13 protein-coding genes are annotated in these 11,358 nt (G+C 66.8%); 4 read left to right on the forward strand and 9 right to left on the reverse strand.

What is annotated here, in order from left to right; all coding sequences use genetic code 11:
• Positions 1-57 precede the first annotated feature (57 nt).
• The gene (locus tag GTH33_RS16940) at positions 58-2,415 is read left to right on the forward strand and encodes a putative bifunctional diguanylate cyclase/phosphodiesterase (protein WP_163959408.1); all 2,358 of its coding nucleotides are present in this window, start codon (positions 58-60) and stop codon (positions 2,413-2,415) included.
• 141 nt (positions 2,416-2,556) lie between these two features.
• Here GTH33_RS16940 and GTH33_RS16945 read toward each other — a convergent pair whose 3' ends face one another.
• The 7 genes from GTH33_RS16945 to GTH33_RS16975 all read right to left on the reverse strand — a co-directional run bounded on the left by GTH33_RS16945 (position 2,557) and on the right by GTH33_RS16975 (position 7,662).
• Positions 2,557-2,907: a DUF3140 domain-containing protein gene (locus tag GTH33_RS16945; protein ID WP_163959409.1), complete on the reverse strand. Its 351-nt coding sequence runs from the start codon at positions 2,905-2,907 to the stop codon at positions 2,557-2,559.
• Between the two features lie 52 nt (positions 2,908-2,959).
• Positions 2,960-3,238: a hypothetical protein gene (locus GTH33_RS16950; RefSeq protein ID WP_163959410.1), complete on the reverse strand. Its 279-nt coding sequence runs from the start codon at positions 3,236-3,238 to the stop codon at positions 2,960-2,962.
• Positions 3,235-4,125, reverse strand: coding sequence for a hypothetical protein (locus tag GTH33_RS16955; RefSeq protein WP_163959411.1), 891 nt, complete (start codon positions 4,123-4,125; stop codon positions 3,235-3,237). Before GTH33_RS16955 ends, GTH33_RS16950 begins: the two co-directional genes overlap by 4 nt.
• A 150-nt stretch (positions 4,126-4,275) precedes the next feature.
• Entirely contained in the window at positions 4,276-5,670 is a 1,395-nt protein-coding gene (gene lpdA, locus GTH33_RS16960) for a dihydrolipoyl dehydrogenase (RefSeq protein WP_163959412.1), read from the reverse strand.
• Between the two features lie 36 nt (positions 5,671-5,706).
• Complete coding sequence (locus GTH33_RS16965) at positions 5,707-6,090, reverse strand: acyl-CoA thioesterase (protein ID WP_163959413.1); 384 nt, start codon at positions 6,088-6,090, stop codon at positions 5,707-5,709.
• Positions 6,087-6,287 (reverse strand): hypothetical protein, encoded by a 201-nt coding sequence (locus GTH33_RS16970; protein WP_249054940.1) that lies wholly within the window; start codon positions 6,285-6,287, stop codon positions 6,087-6,089. Before GTH33_RS16970 ends, GTH33_RS16965 begins: the two co-directional genes overlap by 4 nt.
• 7 nt (positions 6,288-6,294) lie before the next feature.
• Complete coding sequence (locus tag GTH33_RS16975; RefSeq protein ID WP_163959414.1) at positions 6,295-7,662, reverse strand: pyruvate dehydrogenase complex dihydrolipoamide acetyltransferase; 1,368 nt, start codon at positions 7,660-7,662, stop codon at positions 6,295-6,297.
• Positions 7,663-7,772: 110 nt separating this feature from the next.
• Here GTH33_RS16975 and GTH33_RS16980 point away from each other — a divergent pair, with 110 nt between their 5' ends.
• From GTH33_RS16980 to GTH33_RS16985, 3 genes are all read left to right on the forward strand, one after another.
• A complete protein-coding gene (locus tag GTH33_RS16980) occupies positions 7,773-8,228 on the forward strand; it encodes a universal stress protein (RefSeq protein WP_163959415.1) in 456 nt (151 codons plus the stop codon).
• Positions 8,229-8,290: 62 nt separating this feature from the next.
• Complete coding sequence (locus tag GTH33_RS17950) at positions 8,291-8,461, forward strand: hypothetical protein (protein ID WP_170296506.1); 171 nt, start codon at positions 8,291-8,293, stop codon at positions 8,459-8,461.
• A gap of 117 nt (positions 8,462-8,578) precedes the next feature.
• Positions 8,579-9,859: a M20/M25/M40 family metallo-hydrolase gene (locus tag GTH33_RS16985; protein WP_163959416.1), complete on the forward strand. Its 1,281-nt coding sequence runs from the start codon at positions 8,579-8,581 to the stop codon at positions 9,857-9,859.
• Between the two features lie 233 nt (positions 9,860-10,092).
• On the opposite strand, the gene GTH33_RS16990 is transcribed toward GTH33_RS16985, so the two are convergent.
• Both GTH33_RS16990 and GTH33_RS16995 read right to left on the reverse strand, forming a co-directional pair.
• A complete protein-coding gene (locus GTH33_RS16990; RefSeq protein ID WP_163959417.1) occupies positions 10,093-11,010 on the reverse strand; it encodes a D-alanyl-D-alanine carboxypeptidase family protein in 918 nt (305 codons plus the stop codon).
• Positions 11,011-11,025: 15 nt separating this feature from the next.
• Positions 11,026-11,358 carry a hypothetical protein gene (locus GTH33_RS16995; RefSeq protein ID WP_166753069.1) on the reverse strand — a complete coding sequence of 111 codons (333 nt, stop codon included), beginning with the start codon at positions 11,356-11,358 and terminating at the stop codon, positions 11,026-11,028.

Here is an 11,358-nt window from a genome sequence, read left to right on the forward strand (position 1 = left end):
GGACTTTCAGGCCCGACGGCTAACCATCCATCAACCTAGCGCCGCTACGTCGGCTGCGTGACCCAGACGACAGCGCCCGCATCGGATCCACAGGCGATTCGTTTTTCGCAATTGCTCGGCCTGCGCGACGGTAAGGATGCAGCGCAATGGGCACGGATCCGGTCGACGCAGCTGGATGCCGGGCGGCAGCTGGCGTTGTTCCTGCTCAGCGCCAATCTGATCGGCGCCGCGGCGACCGTGTCGCTGTTCGCCGTGCAGGTACCGCATGCGGTGCTCGCGGGCTGGGCGGCGCTGGTCGGCATTGTCTCGGTCGGGGTGGCGGTACGGCGGCTTTCGACCCGGCATCGCGACGGGGGCTATGCGACGCAGGCCGATCTGCGCGCGACCGCGTTCGAAGGGCTGGCGCTCGCGATCGCCTGGTCGGTTCCCTGCCTGATCTTCGAACCGCATCCCGGTTCCAACACCGCGTATGTCCTGTGGATGATCCTGTCGGTGCTGATGACCGCGGGCGCGGTGGCGATGGCACCGCTGGCCTTGGCGACGATCGCGTTTCTGGGCGGCCTGGGGTTGAGCGTCACGGTCAAGCTGCTCGTGATCGGCAGCTATACCGCCGCTGTCGCCACGTCGCTGTTCACCGTGATGCTCGTGTTCATCTGTCTCAACCGCGCCCGGTCGCTGGTGGTGATACGGGCCAGCCAGATGGCGCTCGGCGAACGCGACGAGACGGTCAGCCTGTTGCTGCGCGAATTCGAAGCGAGCAACGCCGACTGGCTATGGGAAACCGATGCGGCACGGCGGATCGTCAAGGTGTCGCCGCGCTTCGCCTATGCCTGTGGGCTGGACCCGGTGAGCATCGAGGGGCGGCCGTTCCTGCAGGTGCTGGCGGGTCCGTCGTGGGACACCGGCAAGTTTTCCAACGGGTTGCGCAATCTCGCCGACAAATTGAAGACACGCGAGAGCTTTCGCGACCTGCGGCTGCCGGTCGAGGTCGACGGGCAGGAACGCTGGTGGGAACTCGCCGCCAGCCCCCGGTTCGACGAATCGGGGACGTTCTGCGGATTTCGCGGCGTCGGATCCGATGTCACCGAACAACGTGCCTCGGCAGACAAGATCAATCGGATGGCACGGTTCGACACGCTGACCGGCCTGCCCAATCGACTGATGATCAACGAAACGCTGGCCCTGGCCATGGCCGACGCCGAATCGTGGAGCGGCCGCTGCGCGTTCATGATGATCGACCTGGACCGGTTCAAGGCGGTCAATGACACGCTGGGCCATCCGATCGGCGACCGCCTGCTCAGCCGCGTGGCCGAACGGTTGGGCCAGTTGATGGGCGATCACGCCACATGCGGGCGACTGGGCGGTGACGAATTCGCGGTGGTGGTGCGCGATGCCACCAACACCGCCGCGGTGGAGGCGCTGGCGCAGCGGATCATCGACACGCTGTCGCGCCCGTATGAGGTCGACGCTCACACGCTCTACATCGGCGCCTCGGTGGGTCTGGCGATCGGCCCCCGCGACGGGCGGACGGCGGAGATGCTGATCCGCTCGGCCGATCTGGCGCTGTACCGCGCCAAGGATGCCGGCCGGGGCGTCTACCACGCCTATGAGCCCGAATTGCACGTCCAGGCCGAAGAGCGTCGCGTGCTGGAGATGGCGCTGCGCCAAGCCTTGGAAAAGGGCGAGATGCACCTGCATTACCAGCCCGTCGTCGATGCAGGGTCCGGCACCCTCAAGGGCTTCGAGGCGTTGCTGCGCTGGTCGAGCCCGCAGTTCGGCAACGTGTCGCCCGCCAAGTTCATACCGCTGGCCGAGGAAGCACGGCTGATCCAGCCGATCGGCGAGTGGGTGTTGCGCACCGCCTGCAACGAGGCGGCAGGCTGGCCGTCCGACGTGCGGGTCGCGGTCAACGTCTCTCCCGATCAGTTGCAGAACCCGGCCTTCGTCACGATCGTGACCTCGGCCCTCGCCAATTCCGGTTTGTCGGCAGAGCGGCTTGAGTTGGAAGTTACCGAAAGCGTCTTCATGCACGAGGGCCTGGGCGCGACCAAGGTGCTGGAGCGTATTCTCGATCTCGGCGTCCGGCTGAGCCTCGACGACTTCGGCACCGGCTATTCGTCGCTCGGCTATCTGTCGCGCACCCGTTTTTCCTCGATCAAGATCGACCGCAGCTTCGTTCAGGGCGCCTCGAAGGGGGTGAAAGAAGCCATTGCGATCATCCGCGCCGTCGTCGCGCTGGCGCAGAGCCTGGGTATGGCGACCACGGCGGAAGGCGTCGAGACGGAAGCGGAGCACCGGATGGTGCAGGACCTGGGCTGTACCAAGGTGCAGGGCTATTATTTCGGGCGACCGCTGCCGGTCGAGGAGGCGCGGTCGCTGGCGATACGCCAGTGGGGCAACAGCGCCGTGGCCTGACGTCCGAACGGAATCGGTCCCGCTCGGGCCGCCGGCCGTAACGCCGTCCTGGGGTGACGTTCCGTCCGGGTCGCCCCGCCGACCCGGAATATCTTGGGGTGACGGGGCGGCGGACCGTGCCGGCTGGACCGGCGCCTGTCGTTATTTCTCCGGATCGTGGCCCCAGTTCATCAGGGAATAGCGCCAGTCGCTATGCTTCTTGTCCTTGGCGGGGCCGCCTTGCGCCAGATGGCGAGAAATGTAGCTGTTCACCTTCTTCATATGCGCATAATCGTCGTCGGTCAGGTCGGCCTTCTTGCTGCGCTTGATCTCCACGATCCGCTTGCCGGATTTGTGACCGACGCTTTCGCCTGATCCCTCGCCATCCTCGCCTTTCCATCCGACACGCTTGCTGTCGTCGGTGTCGAGGAAGCGTTCGAGTTCGGCCGGTGCCATATTCACCGCCTCATTGAATTCCTTGTAAATCTCGTCGTGATCCTTGTCGGCCATCATGCGCTCTCCATTGCCGGGAGGTTCAACGTGGCAGAGCGCTGCCGGTGCCGTATTATCCGGCGTCACCGCGATACGCCGTCACGACCTGCCGCTGCCCGAGGACGAACACCGTGCCGGTGGCGATGAACAGGCCGGGGGGTGCGGGCATGGGCGCGCCGACCCGCAATTGCAGGACGCCGTCCCCTTCCCGATCGTCGTCATATTCGCCGATCGTCACCCCATCCTGATTGTCGAGCCCGACCAGCGCACCGCATAGTCCCTCGAATTGGCCGAGTGCCTTGGCGAGGGTCGACAACGACAGTTCGGCACGAAAGCTCAATGCCTGCTTCATGGGAAGGGCACTCCGGCGCTGGCGGTAATCCGCCGCATCAGATCCTGCACGGCGACGCGCGTGCAATAGGCGCTCGCCACCTTGGCGACGACCAATCGCTTCTGTTCCGCATATGGCGGTGCGGTATCGGAGCCGATCAGGCCGCTGACGATATCGAGCGTCGCCTCGTCAGCCGCCGCATCGAGGGTCCTTAATCCCTGCCGCAACCGCCGCCAATCGGCGTCGACGCCGTCCTCAGGCTGGGCACAGGTGGCGACGACCTGCGTATAACGCGCCTCCGCTTCGCCTTGCTGCTGCGTTGCCGCCGCCGTCAGGCTGCCGATCGCGGCATCCAGGCTGGCGCTGTTCTGCAGGGCGAACAGGTCGGCGATCGCCTGCGCGGTCGGATATGCGATGATCGTCTGTCGCAAGCCCGCGATCAACGGCGCCCGCGCCGCCAGCCGCTGGGCCTCCATGCTGGCGATCAACGCCGGCAGCGCCTTTTCGAAATACACCTCCTTGCTCAGCGCCGCCTTCGTCCCGGTCAATCCGGCGCCGCCGGCGGACAGAATATTGGCGAGCCGTTCGCCGGCGACCGCGCCACCCCCGGTCAGGGCGAGCGTTCCGATCTCCAACCCGAAATTGGCGCTTTTGGACTGGATCGCCAGCTTACGACGAAACTGGAGATAGCGCGCGTCGATCGCGGCGAGCTGCACGGCGATGAAGGCGTTGCGATAGCCGAGCGTCGTGTTGCCGGACGCTGCGATGAGCGCCGCGGCATCCTGAATGCGATACGGCGCCTCGCGGGCGATGGCGACCACCTGATCGGTGGCGATCACCGGTTCCGGCGTTCCGGCGAAGGAGGCACAACCGGCAAGCAACGGCAGCAGGCCTGCCGCCAGGGGCATCAGCCTCGGTCCCGGTCTGCTGACATTTCCCGACATAGAGCCCCCGCCCCTCGACCCGCTGCAGTCGAACCGAGGGTGGGCCACGATGTCGGCGTTGACAATCGACCGATTGAACCGGTTGCACCGCAATGCAACCGATTCGGAGCAACCCTAGAAGTGAATGGCGCGTCCGTACGCACTGAGCGTGCTCTCGTGCATCATTTCGCTCAGCGTCGGATGCGCGAACACGGTCTCCATCAGTTCGGCTTCCGTCGTTTCGAGCTGACGCGCAATGACATAGCCCTGGATCAGTTCGGTGACTTCCGCCCCGACCATGTGGGCGCCGAGCAATTCGCCGGTCTTGGCGTCGAACACCGTCTTCACGAAGCCTTCCGCCTCGCCCAGCGCGATCGCCTTGCCATTGCCGATGAAGGGGAATTTGCCCGCCTTCACCTCATAGCCGGCCTCTTTCGCCTTGGCCTCGGTGAAGCCGACCGACGCCACTTGCGGACGGCTGTAGGTGCAGCCCGGGATGTTCCACGTCTCGAACGGATGCGGCGAGCCGCCGGCGATCTTCTCGACGCAGACGATGCCCTCGTGGCTTGCCTTGTGCGCCAGCCAGGGCGCACCGGTAACGTCACCGATCGCGTAGATGCCCTCGACGTTGGTGCGGCCGTAGCCATCGACCTTGATGTGGCCGCGCTCGGTCTCGACGCCCAGCGCTTCCAGCCCGATATTCTCGGTGTTGGGCACGATGCCGATCGCGACGATGGCATGGCTGAACTCGGTGCTCGTGGCCTTGCCGTCCGCGCCCTTGATCGCCGCGGTGACGCCGTTCGCGCCAGGTTCCAGCTTCTCGAGGCCGGACTTGGTGAGGATGTTGATCCCCTGCTTGGTCAGCGCCTTGGTCATGAACTCGCTGACCTCGGCATCCTCGACGGGCAGGATCCGGTCGAGCATCTCGACGATCGTCACGTCGGCGCCCATGTCGTTGTAGAAGCTGGCGAATTCGACGCCGATCGCGCCCGATCCGATGACCAGCAGCTTGGTCGGCATCACCTCGGGGACCATCGCGTGGCGATAGGTCCAGATCGTCTTGCCGTCGGCCTTGGCGAACGGCAGGTCGCGCGCGCGCGCGCCGGTCGCGACCATGATGTGCTTGGCTTCGAGATCGACCGTCTTGTCGCCCTGCTTGACGGACAGCTTGCCCTTCCCCGTCAGCGTGCCGACTCCCTCGAACACCTGGACCTTGTTCTTCTTCATCAGGCCCTTGACGCCGGCGTTCAGCTGTCCCGCCACCTTGCGGCTGCGATCGACGATCTTGCCGAGGTCGAACGATACGTTGTCCGCCTTCAGCCCGTAGCTGTCGGCGTGGGTCATGTAATGATAGACCTCCGACGTGCGCAGCAGCGCCTTGGTCGGGATACAGCCCCAGTTGAGGCAGATGCCGCCCAGCCGCTCGCGCTCGACGATGCCGACCTTCAGGCCGAGCTGGCTCGCGCGGATTGCCGCGACATAGCCGCCGGGTCCCGAACCGAGGATGAGGAGGTCGAAGGTATCAGCCACGTGTGCAATCCTTACCGGGGAAGAAAGAAGACGGGATCAGGCGAGCGGCGCGACCCGCCGGGGTGCGCGGTTTTCGTCGGTGGCGACGAAGATGAAGCGGGCCTGCGTCACCTTGCAGGCGTCATCGACGTGGCGGGCGCGGCGCCACGCCTCGACCTCGATCGTCATCGACGTGTTGCCGACCGCGGTCAGCCGTGCATAGACCGACACTTCGTCACCGACGAGCACGGGCGCGTGGAACTTCATCGCGTCGCAGGCGATCGTCACCGCCCGGCCACGGGCGTGGCGGGAAGCGACCGAGCCGGCGGCAAGATCCATCTGGCCCATCAGCCAGCCACCGAAAATGTCGCCATAGGGGTTGGCATCGGCGGGCATGGCGGTGACGCGGATCGTCGGCGCGCCTTCGGGCAGACCGCTCATCCGCGCCTCCGGTCGATGGCGCGGGCGCGGCGCAGCGGCCCGACGCCCATCAGCACCGTCGCGACCATCGCCGCAGCGCCGCACCACCAGATCACCTCATAGCCGAGCGGATAGGCCCAGGCGGCGGCCCAGGTCATCGCCGTTGCCGCGACCAGCCCGGCGGCGATGTGCAGCATTTCCACGGTCGTGCGAGCCACGGTCCGCTCAGGCGAGCATGCCGAGCGGACGCTCGACCAGCTCCTTGAACGCCTTCATCAGCTGGGCGCCGTCCGCGCCGTCGATCGCGCGATGATCGAAGCTGCCGGTGGCGGTCATCACCGTCGCGACAGCCAGCTCGCCATCGACGATATAGGGCCGCTTCTCACCCGCGCCGATCGCCATGATCATGCCCTGCGGCGGATTGATGACCGCCTCGAACTGCTTGATGCCGAACATGCCCATGTTGCTGATCGACGCGGTGCCGCCCTGGAATTCCTCCGGCTTCAGCTTATTGTCCTTTGCCCGCGCGGCGAGGTCCTTCACCTCGGTCGAAATCGCCGACAGGCTCTTGGTGTCTGCGCCCACCACGATCGGCGTGATGAGGCCCGACGGCGTCGACACCGCGACCGACACGTCGGCGCGCTTGAAGCTGATGAGCTGGTCGGGCGTGAACATCACGTTGCACTTCGGCACCGCGATCAGCGCGACGCCCAGCGCCTTTACCAGCATGTCGTTGACCGACAGCTTGACGCCGCGGCTCTCGAGGCTCGCGTTCAGCTCGCCGCGCAGCTTGAGCAGCGCGTCCAGCTGGATATCCACCGTCAGGTAGATGTGCGGCACCGTCTGCTTCGATTCGGTCAGGCGACGCGCGATCGTCTTGCGCATGTTGCTGAGCTTTACCGCCTCATGCGGGATGTCCGGCACGGCGGCGGGCTTGGCGGCTGGTGCAGGAGCGGCCGCGGCGGCAGGCGCCGGATCGCCCTTTGCGGCGGCCGAGGCGGCGGCCGGCTTGGCGTTGTCGACGTCGGCCTTGACGATCCGCCCGTTGGGGCCGGAGCCGCTGACACCGGCCAGTTCGATGCCCTTTTCGGCGGCGATACGGCGTGCCAGCGGGCTCGCCTTCACGCGCCCGCCCGACGACGTGCCCGACGGTGCAGCCGCGGCGGACGGCGCCGCGCCGGCATCGGCCGGCTTGCCGTGATCCTCAGCCTGGGTGACGGTGCGGTCGGCGGGCTGCGCCTCGCTGCCGGTCTTGTTGGGATCGGCGGCGTCGGGCTTGGCTTCCGATTCCTTCGCTGCGGGGGCGGGGGTGTCGCTCTTCGATGGAGCGCTCACCGATGCGGCGTCCTCGCCGTCTTCGGCCAGGATCGCGATCACCGCGCCGACCTTTACATTGTCCGTGCCCTCGGCGATCAGGATCTTGGCGATCACGCCTTCATCCACCGCCTCGAATTCCATCGTCGCCTTGTCGGTCTCGATTTCGGCCATGATGTCACCGCTCTTGACGGTGTCGCCTTCCTTGACGAGCCATTTGGCGAGCGTACCCTCTTCCATCGTCGGCGACAGCGCGGGCATCTTGATCTCGATCGACATGCAGGTCCTCTTGCCTGGGGAGCAGGCCGCTCCCTTCGCGCTCCTGACGCGGGGGGTCAACCCTTGCACGGGGAGAAGCCGCAGGCCACGTAACGGAAAAGGGGCAAAACATGCGCATCTATCTGGTGGTGGTCGACGAGAGCCCGGAAGCGGAGATCGCGTTGCGTTTCGCCGCGCGCCGCGCCGTCAAGACCGGCGGCGGGGTCGAGATTCTGACGTTGATCCCGCCGCAGGAATTCATTGCGTTCGGCGGCGTGCAGGCGACCATCGAGGAAGAGGCATTGCTCCATGCCGAAGGCCTGGTCACCGCCGCCGCCGGCACGCTGGTGGACGAATCGGGCCTGAAGCCGTCGATCACCGTGCGCCAGGGCGATGGCCCCAGGATCATCCGCGAAATCATCGCCAGCAACCCGGATATCGCCGCCCTCGTATTGGGCGCGGCGCCGTCCGGATCGCCGGGCCAGCTCGTCAGCCATTTCGCCGGTTCGGACGCCGGGGGCCTGCCCGTGCCGGTAATGATCATTCCGGGATCGCTCACGCGCGAGGCGATCGACCGGCTGAGCTGATGCGGGATGTGCACGCCTATGAAAACGTTTGTGGAGCACCGGCGCATATCGTATAACAAATCATGCGCGCGGATTTCCTAGTGTCGGCCCCCTATGTGCGGGCTCTTGACCTGTTGATGCGTGCGCTCGGCACTCTGGACGATCTCGACGAAGGCGTCGCTGCCGCACAATTGAGCGGCGTCATCGACCTCGTCGCAGCGCGGATCACCGAACAGAGCCGCTGCATGCACTGATCGGGCAGCGAGACATCGACCGGACAGACATCGACCGGACAGACATCGACCGGACAGACATCGGCCGGTGAAACAAGGGCTTGAGCGGACGGACCGGGCAGGCCACACCCGCGTATCATGCTGATCCTCCCACTCCTCGCCGCCGCTGCTCAGGTCGCCGCCCCCTCCCCCGATCCCGCGCGGCTGAAGGCCAGCGTCACGGCCCTCGTCGGTTTCGGTACGCGCCACACGCTGTCCTCGACCACCGATCCCAAGCGCGGCATCGGGGCCGCGCGCAACTGGGCGGCGAAGCAGTTCGAGGCGATCGGGCGCGACTGTGGCGGGTGCATCAAGGTCGAACGGATCAGTCGCAGCTTCACCGGCCCGCGCGCGCCGAACGGCGTCGTGGTCGAGGACGTGCTGGGCATCCAGCGCGGCCGCGATCCGAATCGGGTCGTCATCATCGGCGGCCACATCGACAGCCGCGTCACCGATGTGATGGACGCCACCAGCGATGCGCCGGGCGCAAACGACGATGCCTCCGGCGTGGCGCTGGTGCTGGAAACGGCACGGCTGCTGTCGAAGCGGACGTTCGATGCGACCATCGTGTACGTCGCCTTTTCCGCCGAGGAACAGGGGCTCTGGGGCGCCGAATTGCTCGCCGATACCGCCGCGACCCGCGGATGGAACGTTACCGCGATGCTCAACAACGACATCGTCGGCAATTCGATCGGCCAGGGCGGTGTGCGCGATGCCGGTCGCGTCCGCGTCTTTTCCGAAGGCATCCGCGCGGTGGAGGACCTGCCGCAACAGCAGCGCCGCCGCGGCGAGGGCGGCGAGGACGATGGCCCCAGCCGCGCGCTCGCCAAGACCATCGACGGCATCGCCGATGCGATTCCCGGCGGCTTCGACGTCGTGATCGATCGGCGCCCCGACCGGTTCGGCCGCGGCGGCGACCACGAACCGTTCCTGAAACGTGGCTATCCCGCCGTGCGCTTCTCGGTCGGTGCGGAGAATTGGGATCGCCAGCATCAGGACCTGCGCACGGAAAACGGCACCGTCTATGGCGACACGATCGAGGGCATGGACTTCGCCTATCTCGCCAGGGTGACGGCGATCAACGCCGCGACGATCGCCCGGCTGGCGGCGGCTCCGGCCGCACCGGCAACCGTGGTGCTGGTCGGCGACCTGTCGCGCGATACCAAGGTCAGCTGGACACCGGTGCCGGGGGCCGCCGGCTATCGCATCCGCTGGCGCGCCAACGACACCGCGACCTGGACGAAATCGCGCGACGTGCAGGGTAGCGATGCGACATTGCAGCAGGTGCCGGTGGACGACAATTTCATCGCCGTCGCCGCGCTGGCGGCGGACGGCAGCGAGAGCCTGCCGACCTTTGGAGGACGCGCCCCGCGGCGGTGAGCGGGCCGCGCCTCCGGCGGACCAACAGACAGGCGATCGACGCGGAGAGGCCGTGTGCCACCGTGGCATTCGACCGTCGTCGCGGCATTTGCGTGGGGATTGGGGAATAGCCGGATCCGGAGGCCCTGCACGGCGTTACGATCCGCTAACGATGTCGGGGCGACGGGATGTCACCTCGCCCCGCATCAGTCCGTCACCATCTACGCCGGCCCTGCCTTGGCCAGCGCGCACGATCAGTCGTCGGATTCTGCCGTAACCGGGCTGCCCAACCATTCCTCCAGCGTATCGGGGATCGCCTTCGTCGGCGCGCCGCCTTGCGCAAATCCTTCTGTCAACATCCGGGCGACGCGGCGGTCGCGCAACTGGATCGAACGTTCGCCGATCACCACCGCGATCAGCCGACGATTGCCGCGCTTCGCCGATGCTGCCAGCGCGAAGCCTGCCTCTGCGGTATAGCCGGTCTTGAGGCCGTCGGCGCCGGGATAGGCACCTAGCAGGTGGTTGTGGTTCTGCACCGTCCGCCCGCCCCAGCTGAACGATCGCGTCGCGAACACCGCATAGCGGCGCGGGTGATCGCGCAGGAGCGCCAGCGACAATCGCGCCATGTCCTGCGCCGTCGTCAGGTTCGCGCCCGGCAGGCCGGTAGAGTTGGTGAACGACGTGTCCTCCAAACCGAGCGCGCGCGCCTTCGCCGTCATCATCCGGGCGAACCGGTCCTCCGTGCCGCCCACGGTTTCCGCCAGCGCGACCGCGACGTCATTGGCGGACACGACCGCGACCGCGCGGATCGCCTGGTCGACCGTCATCGTCGCACCCGGTCGCAGGCCGACGCGCGACGGCTTCTGGCTGGACGCGTAGCGGGAGATGCGCACCGGATCGCCAAGCCGCAACGTCCCCTCGTCGAGCGCGTCGAAGGTCAGGAACAGCGTCATCATCTTGGTCAGCGACGCCGGCCGGCGGACGATACCGGCATTCTCGGCATACAGGATGCGGCCGTCGCGCGCGTCCATCAGAATCGCCGACACCGGCCGCGTCACCGCAGCCGCCGGCGCGACCGGCCCGGCCAGCCCCGTGACCGATCCCGCCAGCAATCCGGTGAGCAATAGTCGGCCGCACAGGGCGCTGAGGGCGCGGCGCGTCAGTATCGTCATGACCGATACGTCCGGTTACGGATTCGCCTGATCGTTTCCGGCCGGCGCTTCGTCCCGCGACACGCGCGCGGTCATGCCGGTCGCATCGGCGTCGTCGATCATCTGCGCATCGGAAGCGACGGGCGCTTCCGGCGGCGTGTCGATCGCCATGGCGTTGGTTTCGACGGCGGCGGTCGGCGTTGCCGATGGTTCGGCGGTCGGCGTCGCGTCGGGCGTCGATTCCTCCACCGGCGCCTGCTCGGTCATGTTCTCCTCGAGCGGCTGCTCGGGTTCCGAGCGCGAGCATGCCGACAGCATCAGCAAACCCGCGGCCAGTGCCACGCCGGTCTTCATGGTTCGATTACGCAT

The sequence above is a fragment of the Sphingomonas insulae genome (genome assembly GCF_010450875.1).
GTDB classification, from domain to species: domain Bacteria; phylum Pseudomonadota; class Alphaproteobacteria; order Sphingomonadales; family Sphingomonadaceae; genus Sphingomonas; species Sphingomonas insulae.